Origin of the sequence: Jannaschia seosinensis (assembly GCF_001408515.1) — a bacterium.
Classification (GTDB): domain Bacteria; phylum Pseudomonadota; class Alphaproteobacteria; order Rhodobacterales; family Rhodobacteraceae; genus Jannaschia; species Jannaschia seosinensis.
This window is the reverse complement of record NZ_CYPR01000021.1, coordinates 1-13,995: the sequence shown is the minus strand read 5'-3', so window position 1 is coordinate 13,995 and position 13,995 is coordinate 1. Positions and strand designations below refer to the sequence as shown.

The window sequence follows — 13,995 nt, the reverse complement described above, 5'->3', positions numbered from 1 at the left end:
ACGGCGTCGAGCCCTATGCCTACCTACGCGATCTCTTCACCAAGCTCGCCAACGGCCATCTCGACAAGGACATCGACGCGTTGATGCCATGGGCTTACGCCGAGGCGTCCCACCCCTCACAATGAGCTCATCCGGGAGTCCTCAGTGAGCTCACTCTGAGCGCGCACAAGGGCGAAAGCGGCAGCCGGATACGCCGAGCGATCCCGACCGCAAGCGAAAACCCAATGGGGCCGAGACGGCGCTTACGAAGCTCCTTGGCCCCAGCTTGGATTACCTCGGTCAACGGATCCGCAGAAAATTCCGATGGCAGTTCGAACGGGACAACGGTAGATTTGGCCATGGTGGCATATCCTTTCTCTTTTGAGACTGACGGCGCGTGAACACCGCCATGATATGCCGCCTACTTCAGGCCATCACCAACTTTCGGGCATAACTCGAAAGGTCTGCCGAGAGCTTAAGATCGCATGTTTTAAGAACTCGCTCGCATGTTGCAACGCTGAATTATGACCCGCTTCTCTATGCCGCTTTTGCAGGTACCGCTGTTCTGAGGGGCTTCTCCTGCCTAATCGATGGATTCAACCAATCATTCGATCCATCGAACATGAAAAGGTATAACAATAGTAAAAGCGCTTTTTATCTTCATCTCCACGGTTCTCCTTTGTTCTACACAAACGTTAGGGGAGAGATCAAAAAACACTCAACTTATGATTTATCGAGGCACAGGGGGATCAACACAGGCCATCTGGTTTTGTCTCACTTCAAGCACAAGCCCGCCCTTATATCGTCGTCGCCGCTACTGTCCACCTACTGGGATTGCTTGGAAGAGGCTATGCAGGAAACCAAATCCATTATACTGTTCGGATATAGCGGCGCTGACTTGCACTTGAACAGATTAGTTTCTGTAAGTTACAATGGTAATGGCGACCAAGTTTTTGTGGTTGAGCGGAAACAGCAAGGTGCAGACCGTGAGTGGGAAGTAAAAAGGGAGATTAGGTGGTCTGATCTTTTGCCGGGCTGTCGGGTGAAGGTTGTGTGGCTTCATAAGATTACAGATTTCCATGACTGGGGGGTCAACTTGGATGCGTAGCAGAAACGCTGAGAAAAAAGTGTTATGACACTCAATCTCACCGTTCTAGGTCTCTAGATATGATCGTTCTCTCCCGCTTCCACGACGCCCAAGCCCGCAACTATGATACTGCACTGACCGAGCTTCGGCAGGGGCGGAAACGGACGCATTGGATCTGGTATGTCTTTCCTCAATTGCGGGGCCTCGGACGATCCGAGACGGCGCAATATTACGGCATCCGCGATCTGGCCGAGGCGCGGGCCTATTTGGCCGATCCGGTGCTCGGGGCGCGGCTGGCGGAGGCGGCGGAAGCGTTGTTGCGGCACGACCCGCCGATCGAGCGGATCGTGGGCGAGGTGGATGCGATGAAGGTCCGCTCGTCAGCCACGCTGTTCCGTGCGGCGGGGGCGGACGGTTGGGCGCAGGCGGTGCTCGACCGGTTCTATGAAGGTGCGGCGGACGAGACGACGCTGGACATGATCGACGGCTAGGTCCTCAGCCGATCGGTCACGCTGCCCCAGATCATCCCCGCCTGCGCCGCCAGCCCGCCGAGCCATCGTCCGCCCGGAAGCGCGGGCACCGGGAGCGCGGCGATTAGATCGAACCGCGCGCGCGCACCCTGCATCGCCTCGACCGCCAGCTTGCCGAACAGGCCCGCGAGCGCGAGACCATGACCCGAATAGCCTCCGGCCGCGAACACGCCCGGCGCGACTTCGGACAGCCAGGGCAGGCGGCTCGCCGTCACCGCCAGGGTGCCGCCCCAGGCATGGGTGAGTTCGACCCCGGCCAGTTCGGGGTAGACCCGGGCGAGGTTGGCACGGACGCGCCCGCGAATGTCGGAGGGGAAGCGTTTGCCGTAGCTTTCGCCGCCGCCATAGACGAGGCATCCGTCGGCGCTCCACCAGAAATAGTTCACGACGAAGCGGCTGTCGGCCACGGCAAAGACGGTGCGGTCGCCCGCGTCCGGCACCGGCGCGGTGGTGGCGATGAAGTTGTTGATCGGCAGGACGCGCGCCGCCGTCGGCCGGGTCAGGCCGGGCGTGTAGCCGTTCGTCGCGTGCAGCACGAAGCGCGCCGTGACCGTGCCGCGCTCTGTGCGGGCGGCGGTGCCGTCGAGGGCGCGCACCTCGCTCTCCTCGTGGATCGTGACGCCCGCCGCCACGCAGGCCTGCGCGAGGCCGAGCGCATAGGCCAGCGGATCGATGCGCCCCCCCGTCCGGTCGAGCATTCCGCCCGCATAGGCGCGCGTGCCGATCGCCGCCTCGATCTCCGCGCGGGTCAGGCGGGCGCGGGTGGTGCCGAGGCGGGCATCGGCCCAGGCGGCGTCCTCTGCCATCTCGGCGACCTCGGCCTCGGTGAAGCCGGCAGACAGGATGCCGGGGCGGAACCGCGCGCCGCCCGCATGCGTGTCCGCGAGGTCGCGGGTGAGGCGCACGGCCTCCTCCGACAGGCGGTGGAGCGCGGTAGCCCGGTCGTCGCCGAGCCGCGCGGCCAGCTTGCGCGGCGACCAGTTGAAGCCGGGCGAAACCTGCCCGCCATTGCGCCCCGATGCGCCCCAGCCGACGCGCTGCGCCTCAAGGAGGGTGACGCGCATCCCCGCCTGCGCCGCATGCAGCGCCGCCGACAGGCCGGTGATGCCGCCGCCGATCACGCAAAGCTCCGTCCGCGCATCCCCGTCGAGCGGGGGGAAGGGGGCGGGCCGATCCGCGCGGCCCGCGTAGAACGTGGCGGGCCAGATGCCGGCGTCGCCGTTCGCGTGCAGCCAACTCATACGTTCAGCAGCAGATGCTCGCGCTCCCAGGGGGAGATGACCTGGAGGAAAGCATCGACCTCCATCCGTTTCACGGCACCGTAGATCGAGACGAAATGCGGGTGCAGGACGTCGTGGATCGGCGACGGAGCCTCGAACCGGTCGAGCGCGGTGGTCAGGTCGCGGGGCATCCCCTCGGCGGAGTTGTACGCGTCGCCGGTGAATTGCGGCTGTGGTGCGATACGGTCCCGAAGACCCAGATAACCACAGGCCAGCGAGGCGGCGAGGCCGAGATAGGGATTGCAATCCATCCCCGCGATCCGGTTCTCGACGCGCTTGGACGCCGGATCGGAGATCGGAACGCGCAGGCCCGTCGTGCGGTTGTCGCGCCCCCATTCGAGGTTCACCGGCGCCGCGAAATCCCGCACGTAACGGCGGTAGGAATTCACGTAGGGCGCCAGAAGCGCGATCACGGACGGCATGTGCGCCTGCATCCCGCCGATGAAATGCAGGAACGCCTCCGTCTCGGATCCGTCCGGGCCCACGAAGATGTTGGCCCCGGTTGCCCGGTCCACGACGGAATGATGGATGTGCATGGCGCTGCCCGGCTCGTCTTGGATCGGCTTGGCCATGAATGTGGCATAGCAATCGTGGCGCAGGGCCGCCTCGCGGATCAGGCGTTTGAAGTAGAAGATCTCGTCGGCCAGTTTCACCGGGTCGCCATGGCGCAGGTTCATCTCGACCTGGCCCGCGCCGCCTTCCTGCAGGATGCCGTCGATCTCCAGACCCATGGCTTCGGCAAAATCGTAGATGTCGTCGATGACGCGGCCATATTCATCCACCGCGGACATCGAATAGGCCTGCCGCGCGGCGGCGCGCCGGCCGGAGCGGCCCATCGGCGGCTCCACCGGCTTGGCGGGGTCGATGTTGCGGGCGACGAGGTAGAATTCCATCTCCGGCGCGACGACCGGCTTCCACCCCTGCGCCTCATAGAGGGCCACCACACGCTTGAGCACATTGCGGGGCGCGACGGGGACCGGCTCGCCGGATTGGTCGCGCATGTCGTGGATCACCTGCATCGTCCAGTCGGCGGTCCAGGGCGCGGCCGATGCGGTCGAGAAGTCGGGCGTCAGAACCATGTCGGGCTCAAGAAACGCCGCGTCGCCGTCATCGGCCCAGTCGCCGGTGATCGTCTGCTGGAAGATCGAGTTCGGCAGGTAGAAATGCGACTGCGTTGCGAATTTTGCCGCGGGCATCGCCTTGCCGCGCGCAATGCCGGACAGATCGGCGATGATGCATTCCACCTCGTCGAGCCGCCGCCCGTCGAGAAAGGCGCGGGCATGCGCCGGTGCTTGAGCGAGCCAGTCAGGCCGGGACATCGACAACCCCCGTCTTGAAAAAGTCGCCGATGGCGCGGGCCAAGGCCGCGCTGTCGTCAGGCAGGGCGGCAGACTCGGCGGCGCGGTCCATCAGATCGTCGGGATAGGTGCCCGTTCCTTTACGAAGGGCGACGAAATCCGCGATCACGTTGCCGTCGAATTCGGGATGCGGCTGCACGGTGAAGGCCCGGTCGCCATAGGTCAGCATCGCGTATTCGCAAAACGCGCTGCGCGCGATCGGCTTGGCATCGGGGGGCAGGTCGCGCACCTGATCCTGGTGCCACGCGTTGAGGCGTATGATCCGGCCGTCCGACATCTCGTAATCCTGTCGCCCGAGCGCCCAGCCCTCGGGATGCTTCACCACCTTGCCGCCAAGAGCCTGCGCGACGATCTGGTGACCGAAGCAGATGCCGACGATCGGGATGCGGGCGGCATAGGCCTGCCGGATGAATCGCTCCAGAGGCGGGATGAAGGGATGGTCCTCGTAGGCGCCGTGCCGCGATCCGGAGATAAGCCAGCCGTCGGCCGCGTCGATGCTTTCGGGAAAGACCATGTTCTCGACATCATAGCTGTCGAATTCCAGCCCTTGCCCGGCAAGCAGGCGGGTGAACATCGCGTCGTAATCGCCACGCAGGGGTTGCAGCGGGTCCGGCGCGTGTCCGGTGAGAAGAAGGCCGATTTTCATGAAATTCCGAGCGGTTTGTTGCGCGTGCAGGCTATGGCGGCCACGACCCGGCTGCAAGATCGTCCGGTTTAAGAGATTGTTAGATCACCGGTGGCACACGCTTCGGAGCAACGCGAAAAAACGACACCGGAGCCGTAATCATGATCCTGAAGAGCCTCACCCTGATGCTGGCCCTCGCCGGGCCGCTCGCCATGCCGGCCGCCGCCGAAATCTCGCAAGACGCCTTGCGCTACGCCTCGCAGCAGCGGGAGCGGGCGGGTCTGCCGCCGTTGCGCTACGATCGCAAGCTTGCCCGCGCGGCCGAGGCGCAGGCGCGGCATCAGGCCGCGACCGCGAAGATGCGCCACGACGGGCCGCGCGGCTCGCGCCCCTTCGACCGGATCCAGGCGACCGGCTACAAAGGCTGCGCCGGGGCGGAAAACGTCGCGTTCGGTCAGAACGATGCGCGCGAGGTGACGGTTGCGTGGATGAACTCCGCCGGACATCGCCGCAACATCATGCACCCCGTGATGCAGCATGGCGCGGTCGCCGCCGCGCGCGGGGCCGACGGGCGGCTCTACTGGGCGATGGTTCTCGGCGCGAGGAATTGCCGCCGCTAACGCCTCAGCGCAGCATCTGCGGAAACATCCGAGGCCGCCGCTCCGCCGCCTGCGGCAGGTGCCGGTTCAGGCGGCGGTTCACCAGTCCCATCAGGCCGATGATGCACAGCGTCAACAGGATGAAGTAGCCGGCCAGGATCGGGTAGGGAACGAAGGGATTGAAGGTCTTGTCCGCGAAATATTGCGCGTAATACAGCCCGTCGCCCCGCTGCTGCGCTGCCGGAAAGCCTGACAGGAAGACGAGCGTCGTCGCGTGGAACAGGAAGATCGCCTCGTTGATATAGGCCGGCCAGGCGAGGCGCAGCATGGTCGGCCAGGTGATGCGCCGGAACCTGCGCCACCCGGTCAGCCCGTAGGCCGCCGCCGCTTCGGTATCGCTCTTGGGAACGGACATGAGCGCACCGTGGAAGATCTCGCCCGAATACGCGGACGTGTTCAGGAACAGCACCACCAGTGCGCCGACCGATGCCGCGGCGAACGGCTCAAAGAGAGGAACCTGCTGCTTGAGCGAAAGGAACAGGAAGTAGCCGAAGAAGAACTGGATGAAGAGCGGTGAGCCGCGGAACAGGAAGACGAACCACTCCGCCGATTTGCGCGCGAGCGGGTTCGACGCGGCCTTGCCCAGTGCCAGCAGCGTGGCGAGGCAGAACCCCGCAAGCAGCGCCAACACCCCGAAATAGACGTTCCAGATCATGCCCGAGCCGATCAGGACGATCTGGTCGCAGAGCGTGAAGTCCGAACGGGGCAGCAGCCGTTCGCCGATCCCGAGGCTGCGCAGAGCATAATCCTGCACCGTCTGCCAGCAACTCATGCGACCGGCCCCGCCGGCAAATCGGCGCGGCGCATGGCCTCGCCCCCCGCGGTTGCCTGTCCCCGGCTCAATCGCCGCGTCACGCGCGTCAGCACAAGCTCCGAAAGGCGTGTGAAGAGGAGGTAGAAGACGAGAAGCGCGAGGAAGTACCACATTCGCCAATCCGGATGCGGGTAATCGGTGAACCGCGGCGTCTTCGCCGAGCCAAGGTCACGTGCCCAGTAGACGACATCTTCCACGCCGAGGAGAAACAGAAGCGGGGTCGCCTTTATGAGGATCATCCAGAGGTTGCCCAAGCCAGGCAAGGCGTAGATCCACATCTGCGGTACGGTGATCCGGCGAAAGGTCTGGCGCGGCGACATGCCGTAAGCCTCGGCTGTCTCGACCTGCGCACGCGGCACGGCCCGCATGGCGCCATAGAGGACGTTGGCCGCGAAGGCGCCGAACACGATGGCGAAGGTCAGCACGGCGAGCGCGAAGCCGTAGCTTTCATGCACCCATTGCGGCGCATTGCCGAGCGGCATCTTGGCGGCCGCACAGACGACGAAGTCGCTGCCCTGCCGCACCGGTTGGTCCCAGTCGGGACACAGGACCTGATGGCGCAGGTACTCGATCCCCTGATCGAGCGCGATGACAAAGAACAGAAAGAACACGATGTCGGGAATGCCGCGAACGATGGCGATGTAGGTCTTGCCCAGCCAACGCAACGGCGACACCCGCGACCTTGCCGCCATGGCCCCGCCGAACCCGAAGGCCAGCGCGGTCGGTGCCGTGATCGCCAGCAGCAGCAGAACCGTTCCGAACGCGCCATAGAACGCCATGTGCTTGCCGGTGGTGAGGTAGCAGGCGAGCCAGGCGATGCCGTCGAGCGTGGCCGGGTCGGAGCAGAAATCGAACATCGCTCAGATTGCCCTCCGAGGCGGCCGCGGCCTGTGAAAAAGGGACGGCGAGCCGACCGGCGCACCTGTGGCCGAGCCGCTCGTTTCGCGGAGGATCAATCCGAACGCTGAAGCCAATGCGTTACGCATGTAGATCACCCATACCCGCCCCCTGCCGACATGGCGCGCCGCCTGTTCGGGGCCGCGACCGCGTCGGCAGGAAATCACCCGGGCAAAGATGGGCAGGGGCCGCAACCAGCGGCGCAGGCGGACAAGCGGCCCCCACATCTCTCACTCGAAGGTATCGGCGTCTTCGCCGAACCACTTCACGATCAGCTCGTTGAGCGTGCCGTCCTCCTTCATGGAGGCGATGGCGACGTCGAACTGCTCCCTGAGTTCGGTGTCGCTTTCGCGCAGGCCGATGCCGATGCCGTCGCCCAGCGGCACGTCGTCGCCGACGAACATCAACTCACCGCCCGAAGCCTCGACCGTCGGTGCCAGCGCGTCCTTGTCGGCGAAGACCGCGTCGGCCTCGCCCGAGCGCAGAGCGGCAACCGTCTCGTCATAGGTGGCGAATTCCAGAAGCGCCGCGCCGGACTCGGCGACGTGGCCGGCCTGGATCGTATTGGCCTGCGCCGCGACGACGCCGTTTTCGATATCGGCATCCTCCGCCATCGCCGCATAGGCGGAGGCGGCGGGCGGGAAATAGTTCTGCGTGAAGTCGATCACCTCTTCGCGCTCGTCGGTGATCGACATGCCCGCGATGATCGTGTCGTAGTTGCCGGAGGTCAGGTTCGGGATGATCGAATCCCAATCGGTCGTCACCCACTCACAGGTGAGGCCGGCACGCGCGCAGGCCTCGTCGCCCACTTCGCGCTCGAAGCCGGCGACCTCGCCCGAATCGTCGAGGAAGTTGTAGGGAGGGTAGGCGCCTTCGGTGCCCATCCGGACGACGCTGTGCGTTTCGGCAAAGGCCATCGTGGTGGTTGCGGCAAGCGCCGCGAAGGTCAGGATCAGCTTCATTCTCTCTCTCCTGTTGAGCCGTCCGGTTGATCCGGCCGGCGGGTTATGCAGTGGCGCTGAGAAAGCCGCGCAGGCGTTCGCTGCGGGGCTGGTCGAAGAGCGCGTCGGGCGCGCCCTCCTCCTCGATCAGGCCTTTGTGCAGGAAAATCACGTGGTCCGAGACGTCGCGCGCGAGGCCCATGTCGTGGGTGACGATGATCATCGTGCGCCCTTCCTCGGCCAAGGCCTTGATGACGCGGATCACCTCCTGCTCCAGTTCCGGGTCAAGCGCCGACGTCGGCTCGTCGAAGAGCAGCGCCTTCGGCTCCATCGCCAGCGCGCGGGCGATGGCGGCGCGTTGCTGCTGGCCACCCGAAAGCTGCGCGGGCCATGCATCGGCCTTGTCGCCGATCCCGACCTTGTCGAGGTATTGCCGGGCCTTCTCCTCAACCTCCTTCGGGTCACGGCGCAGGACCTGAATCGGCGCTTCCATCACGTTCTGAAGCACGGTCATGTGCGACCACAGGTTGAAGGACTGGAAGACCATCGACAGGTTCGTGCGGATCCGGGTGATCTGCCGCGGATCGGCGGGACGGCGGTGCGGGCCCGTGCCGCGCCAGCGCACCGGCTCCTCGCAGAACAGGATCTCGCCCTGCTGGCTGTCTTCGAGAAGGTTGGCGCAGCGCAGAAGCGTGGACTTGCCCGATCCCGAGGAGCCGATCAGCGACACGACCTCGCCCTGCCGCGCGACGAGGTCGACGCCCTTGAGTACCTCAAGCTGGCCATAAGCCTTGTGCAGGTCACGGATTTCAATGACGGGCGGGGCAGGGGCCACGGACGATCCTTCGCATTCGGTCGGGGGTTTACGCCGCAAATTCCCTGCGAATGCAAGCGGAACCCCGAGTCCGGGGCGGCCGGAAACGCTCTGCGCCCGGTTTTCAGCCGCGTACGGACGGTACGCCGCTGACGTCGCGCTGAAGCTCTGCGCGATAGGCGTCGTCCGGCATCGCCTCGATCCCGCGCAGGCGGCTGGCGATGCGGTCTTCGCGCGACTGCGCCCGGATCGCGCCCGCAATGGCGTCGCGCAGAACCCCCACGAGGTCGGCGCGCGCGGTGACGAAGGGCGTGGCGGGCGTCGGAGGCGTGGTGACGCGGACGCGGAGATCGGGATGCGGCGCGATCGCCCATGTCACGACGTCGATTGCGGCAAGATCGGCGCGGCCCTCGGCCACCGCCGCCATCGAGGCCGCGTGACTGCCGGTCAGAAGGCGCGGGCCGTCCAGCCCCGCCGCCACCAGCGTGCCCCAGCCCGACTGGCTGTCGCCTGCATTCACCGCGAGCCCGCCGCGTGCCGCGACGCCCAACGGCCGCGTCTCGTCCGCCCGCGTCACGATGTGCGAGCAGTAATGGCCGCGCGGCAGGGCGGGCAGGTCGGGCACGTCCCAGGCCGGCGCGCCAACGACATGAACGTGGCGGTCCAGCCCAAGCTTCATCGGCAGCGCGCAGGTCATCGACAGGAGCAGGTTCCGGTCGCGCCAATGCGCCCGGAAATCCTGCGGCCAGATCAGCCGCTCCGGCACGCCGTCCAGATCGTCGGGAAGGCGCGCGCGGATACCGTCCCACAGCGCCTCCCAAGCCGGCGCGGCGGCCGGATACCAGGCGAGGCTTGCGATCACCCGCGCGCCTCTGCCCGCTGCCGGGCCTGCGCGCTCTCCACGTCCGACACGCCCAGAAGGTTCACGAGGAGGCGCAGCAGCGTGTCCTCCTCCGAATCCCGCGTCCCGTCGGCCAGCGCGACGGACCACAGCGTCTCGATCACCGCCACCCGATCCTCCAGCGCGACCGCATCCTTGATCGCGCGGGTGAAGCGGACGGTGTCGGGCGCCTCGGCTTCCAGCCCCTCCGCCTCGACGCGCAGGGCCTGCGCCTCGGCTTCGGACAGGTTGTGGCGCTGCATCAGGCACTTGTCGATGCGCGCCACCTCGGCCGGGGCGTAATGCCCGTCGCTGCGGGCGACACGCACCATCAAAGCTGCCAGCGCCACGCGGGCATCGGCTTCGGGGAGACGTTCGGGGTGGGAGGCCGTCAGGCGGCGGATCAGATCGGTAAACATGACATGCGACATAGGAGGCTTCGTCAGCCGTCCCACCCCTCCGCGATGACAAGATCGGATTCGCTGATCCCGTGGCGCAATGCGATCGCATCCTGATAGGCCGGGCTCTCGTAGCAGGCGACGGCCGCCTCGTAGGAGGGGAACTCGATCACAACGCTGCGGGGCTTGGCATCGCCCTCGCGCAATTGCCGCGCGCCGCCGCGGACCAGAAACCGGCCCCCGAACTCCGCCAGAGGGGCCGCATTGGCGGCGCGGTACAATTCGTAGCGTTCCGCATCGTCCACGCGGCCGTGCGCGATCCAGTATCCCTTGGGCATCTATTTCTCCTCGAAGATTGCGCTGAGCGCCGGCAAAGCCTGTTCCAGCCCCCAGGGCGGATTGACCAGTGCCAGTCCCGACCCCTGCATCCCGTGGCCCGCGCGCGCGGGTGGAAAGCGAACCTCGTGGAGGGTGACGTCGGGGATCGCCTCGCGCAAGGCGCGCGTCATCGGCCGGTGCCGACCGTCGGCCAAGAGCGGATACCACAGCATCAGCGCCCCCACCCCCCATTTGCGCCGGATCGCCGGCAGCAGCGCGGCCATGCGTGCATAATCGTCGCGCAACTCCCAGGACGGATCGATCAGCATCAGGCCCCGCCGCGGGTCCGGCGGCGTCAGGGCACGCGCCATCTCCACGCCGTCGCGATGATGGGCCCGCGTGTTCGGGCTCTCGGGCAAGGCGCGCTCCAACGCGGCGAACTCCGCGGGGTGCAGCTCCGCCATGTCGATCCGGTCGAACCGGCGCAGCAGCGTCGCGGCCAGAAGCGGCGAGCCGGGATAGGCGTCAGGCCCGTGCGCCGCCCGGACGCGCGCCAGCGCGGCGGGATAGGGGTGATCCGCCGGAAACCGCTTCAGAAGCCGCCCGACCCCCTGCGCCGCCTCGCCCGTCTTGGCCGCGGCCGGGTCCGAAAGGTCATAAAGCCCGCGCCCGGCATGCGTCTCCAGATAGCTCAGCGCCTTGTCCTTGCGCGCGAGGTATTCGAGCGCTGTGCAAAGTGCCGCATGCTTGTGCACGTCGGCGGCATTTCCGGCGTGATAGCCGTGCTGGTAGGACAACATGTCGCGTGGCTATCGGGGGTGTGGCGACTGTGCAAGATTTGAAGGAACTTTGGTTTCGTAGTTCGGTTCGGTCCTGCTAACATCGTTCCGACTGCCAGAATGGAATCGTCTATGCCGCGCATTATCGCTCCCCTTGCCGCGCTCCTCGCGCTGACCACCGCCGCGCACGCTCAGGATGCGGACGGCACCGCTCTGCGCGCCCTTGGCGATCCTGTCATGGCGACGCAGGCGCGCGGCGGTCCCGCGATCGGCTTCACGCTTGGTGCGGGCGTGTCGTCCAAGCCGGAATATTTCGGCGCGGGCGACAACGAAGCGGGGGCGGCCCTCACCGGAGAGCTGAATTACCTGCGCCTCGGCGGCTACACTTTCGGCAATCCGGACCCGCTCTTTCAGCCGCAAGGCTTCGGCGTCAGCGGCTCCTTCCGCTATATCGGCGAGCGTGACGGCAGCGATGAGCTGGCGGGGCTCGACGATGTCGATGCCGCGCTCGAGATCGGCGCGGGGCTGAGCTACGCGACCCCCGTCTACGAAGTGTTCGGCAATGTCCGCTACGGCGTCATCGGTCACGAGAGCTTTGTGGGAGAGGTGGGCGCCGACCTCTTCGCGCGTCCGAACGACCGCCTGACGCTCAGCCTCGGACCCCGGGCGCTGTTCGGCGACGACGGATACGCCGAGACCTATTTCGGCGTCGCCGCGGACGAGGCCGCCGCGTCGCGTTACAACGCGTTCGATGCCGGTGGCGGGCTAGTTTCGACCGGGGTGGAGTTCGGCGCGTCCTACCGCCTCAACGAGACATGGGGCGTGGATGCGAGCGTGACCTACGACGTCCTGCGCAACGATGCCGCCGACAGCCCGATCACCGACGATGACGAGAGTGTCAGCGCCTCGATCGGGATCACCCGGCGCTTCACGCTGGGCTTCTGAAGGGGGAACCCGCATGCGGTGCCGTGCGATGACGTCGCATGACCGCACGCTTTCTTGCCGCCTTTCTGATCGCGCTCTTCCCGTTCCGCCTTGCCGCCCAGGAAATATCCGTGGGCGTCATCGCCTCGCCGCCCTTCGCCAACGAGGCGCGGAACGGGCTGCATGACGGCCTCGCCATCGACCTGTTCCGCCTGACGGCCGAGGCCGCCGGGCTAAGCTACCGGTTCACCAGCCTCGCCCCCGGCAGCGATCCGGCCGCGGCTCTCGTCGGCCACGATATCGTTCTGCCTGTCGAGGCCGATGCCAAGCTGGAGGAACGGGTCGATATCTCGCACCCGTTCTACACCGCCACGCTCGGCATCGCCGCGCCCGAACAGCCGAAGATTTTCAAGGTTCTGCGCGGGTTTCTGACGCTGGACTTCCTCCGCGTGATCCTGTCGCTCTCCGTCGTACTCCTCGCGGTCGGAGCGATCGTCTGGCTGGCCGAGCGGCGCCGGAACGCGGAAATGTTCCATCGGGACGCGAAACGGGGTCTAGGTGACGGCTTCTGGTGGGCCGGCGTGACGCTGACGACGATCGGCTATGGCGACAAAGCCCCGCGCACGTTCCTCGGCCGAACGGTGGCAATGCTGTGGATGCTTGTAGGCCTCGCGGTGAGCGCGGCGCTGACGGCGGCGGTCGTCACCCTTGCGGGGGGCGAAGGGAAGAGCGGGGACCTGCCCGAAGCGGTGATAGGCAAGCGGGTCGCCGTGCCCGCAGATGGAACGGCGGAAGCTTTCCTCGCGGGGCGGGGCGTCATTTCAACGGTCGTGCCCGATGCCGCCGCCGCATTGACGGCCGTCGCGCAAGGCGAGGCCGATGCCGCCGTCGCCTCTGCTCCTGCCTTAAGCTTTGCCAACGAACGCGGTGGTCACGGACTCAACATCACGACCACACGCTGGGATCCGGTTCTGATCGCGATGGCATTTCGCGAGGCGGACCCGCTGGGTGAGCGGCTGAATACAACACTCCTGCAGGTGCTCGCCTCGGAGGCGGGTCAGGAGGTCGTGCGCCGTTGGCTTCCGGACGAGTACTGAAATAATATGTCTTTACTTATCATTGCGTTGCGACAATTACCCATGGGTAATTCACACTACACGACTCCGCAGGGCTTTCGTGCTTCTGGGTTGATCCTCTGCCACGACGCGATGGCGTCGAGGGGATCGGATCTGAGGCGGTTTCGGATGTGGTCGAAGCCGGTTCGAAACCAGGATCTGGCGTAGTGGCCGTGGCTTTTGCGCGGCGGCGCGCGCTTGCCGAGAAGGTCTGCGGCGGCGCGACCGGCCCAGGCAAGGGCAAGCGCGACAAGGGACATGAGCAGAGCGAGTTTGCGTGGATCGGTGAGACGTGTGTCCTCGAGGTTGAGGCCACGCGTCTTGGCATCGCCGAACAGACATTCGATCGCCCAACGTTTGCGGTAGGTTTCGAGCGCGGTGCGCGGCGCGACGTTGGTAACCACGTCAACCACTCTCCCTTGAGCGGCTTGGCCGCGACGTTCAGGAGCGGCATATTGCTGGCGGCTGCGTCCTCGCGTGTGCCGAGGCTGGCGCGAAAAGCCCGGCCACGGCGGGCCAGGCGCAGCCTTGCGCGCAAGGTAAGGTCGTGACCGTCCTCGGTCGTAATGCGAAGATTTCCCTTACGCGGATAGCAAA

17 protein-coding genes and 1 pseudogene are annotated in these 13,995 nt (G+C 66.1%); 6 read left to right on the top strand and 12 right to left on the bottom strand.

Annotated elements, in window-relative coordinates; all coding sequences use genetic code 11:
* From JSE7799_RS19420 to JSE7799_RS02235, 3 genes are all read left to right on the top strand, one after another.
* On the top strand, positions 1-125 hold a 125-nt coding region (locus tag JSE7799_RS19420; protein WP_144431517.1), incomplete at its 5' end, for a transposase domain-containing protein.
* 371 nt (positions 126-496) lie between these two features.
* On the top strand, positions 497-1,087 hold the full coding sequence (locus tag JSE7799_RS22175) for an SIR2 family protein (protein WP_083480169.1): 591 nt from the start codon (positions 497-499) through the stop codon (positions 1,085-1,087).
* 59 nt (positions 1,088-1,146) lie between these two features.
* Positions 1,147-1,557 carry a DUF1810 domain-containing protein gene (locus JSE7799_RS02235; protein ID WP_055662154.1) on the top strand — a complete coding sequence of 137 codons (411 nt, stop codon included), beginning with the start codon at positions 1,147-1,149 and terminating at the stop codon, positions 1,555-1,557.
* Here the strand turns inward: JSE7799_RS02235 and JSE7799_RS02230 are convergent.
* The 3 genes from JSE7799_RS02230 to JSE7799_RS02220 are packed head-to-tail and all read right to left on the bottom strand — an operon-like array spanning position 1,554 to position 4,880.
* Positions 1,554-2,837 (bottom strand): NAD(P)/FAD-dependent oxidoreductase, encoded by a 1,284-nt coding sequence (locus tag JSE7799_RS02230; RefSeq protein ID WP_055662153.1) that lies wholly within the window; start codon positions 2,835-2,837, stop codon positions 1,554-1,556. The two genes, JSE7799_RS02235 and JSE7799_RS02230, sit on opposite strands and share 4 nt — an antisense overlap.
* Positions 2,834-4,195, bottom strand: coding sequence for a glutamine synthetase family protein (locus JSE7799_RS02225; protein WP_055662152.1), 1,362 nt, complete (start codon positions 4,193-4,195; stop codon positions 2,834-2,836). The genes JSE7799_RS02230 and JSE7799_RS02225 overlap by 4 nt, the downstream gene beginning before the upstream one ends.
* Positions 4,182-4,880, bottom strand: coding sequence for a type 1 glutamine amidotransferase (locus JSE7799_RS02220; protein WP_055662151.1), 699 nt, complete (start codon positions 4,878-4,880; stop codon positions 4,182-4,184). The genes JSE7799_RS02225 and JSE7799_RS02220 overlap by 14 nt, the downstream gene beginning before the upstream one ends.
* A 140-nt stretch (positions 4,881-5,020) precedes the next feature.
* Between JSE7799_RS02220 and JSE7799_RS02215 the strand changes: the two genes are divergently transcribed.
* On the top strand, positions 5,021-5,479 hold the full coding sequence (locus JSE7799_RS02215; RefSeq protein ID WP_055662150.1) for a CAP domain-containing protein: 459 nt from the start codon (positions 5,021-5,023) through the stop codon (positions 5,477-5,479).
* Between the two features lie 4 nt (positions 5,480-5,483).
* Here JSE7799_RS02215 and JSE7799_RS02210 read toward each other — a convergent pair whose 3' ends face one another.
* From JSE7799_RS02210 to JSE7799_RS02175, 8 genes are all read right to left on the bottom strand, one after another.
* Positions 5,484-6,290 carry an ABC transporter permease gene (locus tag JSE7799_RS02210; RefSeq protein ID WP_055662149.1) on the bottom strand — a complete coding sequence of 269 codons (807 nt, stop codon included), beginning with the start codon at positions 6,288-6,290 and terminating at the stop codon, positions 5,484-5,486.
* Positions 6,287-7,189: an ABC transporter permease gene (locus JSE7799_RS02205; RefSeq protein WP_055662148.1), complete on the bottom strand. Its 903-nt coding sequence runs from the start codon at positions 7,187-7,189 to the stop codon at positions 6,287-6,289. Before JSE7799_RS02205 ends, JSE7799_RS02210 begins: the two co-directional genes overlap by 4 nt.
* A gap of 270 nt (positions 7,190-7,459) precedes the next feature.
* Entirely contained in the window at positions 7,460-8,191 is a 732-nt protein-coding gene (locus tag JSE7799_RS02200) for a transporter substrate-binding domain-containing protein (RefSeq protein WP_055662147.1), read from the bottom strand.
* Between the two features lie 43 nt (positions 8,192-8,234).
* A complete protein-coding gene (locus tag JSE7799_RS02195; RefSeq protein WP_055662146.1) occupies positions 8,235-9,005 on the bottom strand; it encodes an ABC transporter ATP-binding protein in 771 nt (256 codons plus the stop codon).
* Positions 9,006-9,108: 103 nt separating this feature from the next.
* On the bottom strand, positions 9,109-9,846 hold the full coding sequence (locus JSE7799_RS02190) for a PhnD/SsuA/transferrin family substrate-binding protein (RefSeq protein ID WP_055662145.1): 738 nt from the start codon (positions 9,844-9,846) through the stop codon (positions 9,109-9,111).
* On the bottom strand, positions 9,843-10,283 hold the full coding sequence (locus JSE7799_RS02185; RefSeq protein ID WP_055662156.1) for a tellurite resistance TerB family protein: 441 nt from the start codon (positions 10,281-10,283) through the stop codon (positions 9,843-9,845). The genes JSE7799_RS02190 and JSE7799_RS02185 overlap by 4 nt, the downstream gene beginning before the upstream one ends.
* A gap of 23 nt (positions 10,284-10,306) precedes the next feature.
* Positions 10,307-10,600, bottom strand: a complete 294-nt coding sequence (locus JSE7799_RS02180; protein WP_055662144.1) for a DUF1330 domain-containing protein — start codon at positions 10,598-10,600, stop codon at positions 10,307-10,309.
* Entirely contained in the window at positions 10,601-11,380 is a 780-nt protein-coding gene (locus JSE7799_RS02175; RefSeq protein WP_055662143.1) for a 23S rRNA (adenine(2030)-N(6))-methyltransferase RlmJ, read from the bottom strand. It lies immediately after the preceding gene.
* Between the two features lie 99 nt (positions 11,381-11,479).
* Here JSE7799_RS02175 and JSE7799_RS02170 point away from each other — a divergent pair, with 99 nt between their 5' ends.
* Together JSE7799_RS02170 and JSE7799_RS02165 are read left to right on the top strand one after the other, a co-directional pair.
* Positions 11,480-12,304: a MipA/OmpV family protein gene (locus JSE7799_RS02170; RefSeq protein ID WP_083480167.1), complete on the top strand. Its 825-nt coding sequence runs from the start codon at positions 11,480-11,482 to the stop codon at positions 12,302-12,304.
* 38 nt (positions 12,305-12,342) lie between these two features.
* Entirely contained in the window at positions 12,343-13,380 is a 1,038-nt protein-coding gene (locus JSE7799_RS02165; protein WP_055662141.1) for an ion channel, read from the top strand.
* Positions 13,381-13,436: 56 nt separating this feature from the next.
* Here JSE7799_RS02165 and JSE7799_RS02160 read toward each other — a convergent pair.
* A pseudogene (locus JSE7799_RS02160) lies at positions 13,437-13,826 on the bottom strand (transposase); the annotation flags it as partial.
* Positions 13,827-13,995: the final 169 nt, after the last annotated feature.

Coding starts and splice junctions, on each gene's coding strand:
- JSE7799_RS02215 (WP_055662150.1), top strand. CDS start 5,021: ATGATCCTGAAGAGCCTCACCCTGATGCTGGCCCTCGCCGGGCCGCTC.
- JSE7799_RS02230 (WP_055662153.1), bottom strand. CDS start 2,837: ATGAGTTGGCTGCACGCGAACGGCGACGCCGGCATCTGGCCCGCCACG.
- JSE7799_RS02165 (WP_055662141.1), top strand. CDS start 12,343: ATGACCGCACGCTTTCTTGCCGCCTTTCTGATCGCGCTCTTCCCGTTC.
- JSE7799_RS02220 (WP_055662151.1), bottom strand. CDS start 4,880: ATGAAAATCGGCCTTCTTCTCACCGGACACGCGCCGGACCCGCTGCAA.
- JSE7799_RS02180 (WP_055662144.1), bottom strand. CDS start 10,600: ATGCCCAAGGGATACTGGATCGCGCACGGCCGCGTGGACGATGCGGAA.
- JSE7799_RS02170 (WP_083480167.1), top strand. CDS start 11,480: ATGGAATCGTCTATGCCGCGCATTATCGCTCCCCTTGCCGCGCTCCTC.
- JSE7799_RS02200 (WP_055662147.1), bottom strand. CDS start 8,191: ATGAAGCTGATCCTGACCTTCGCGGCGCTTGCCGCAACCACCACGATG.
- JSE7799_RS02225 (WP_055662152.1), bottom strand. CDS start 4,195: ATGTCCCGGCCTGACTGGCTCGCTCAAGCACCGGCGCATGCCCGCGCC.
- JSE7799_RS02175 (WP_055662143.1), bottom strand. CDS start 11,380: ATGTTGTCCTACCAGCACGGCTATCACGCCGGAAATGCCGCCGACGTG.
- JSE7799_RS02185 (WP_055662156.1), bottom strand. CDS start 10,283: ATGTTTACCGATCTGATCCGCCGCCTGACGGCCTCCCACCCCGAACGT.
- JSE7799_RS02205 (WP_055662148.1), bottom strand. CDS start 7,189: ATGTTCGATTTCTGCTCCGACCCGGCCACGCTCGACGGCATCGCCTGG.
- JSE7799_RS02235 (WP_055662154.1), top strand. CDS start 1,147: ATGATCGTTCTCTCCCGCTTCCACGACGCCCAAGCCCGCAACTATGAT.
- JSE7799_RS02210 (WP_055662149.1), bottom strand. CDS start 6,290: ATGAGTTGCTGGCAGACGGTGCAGGATTATGCTCTGCGCAGCCTCGGG.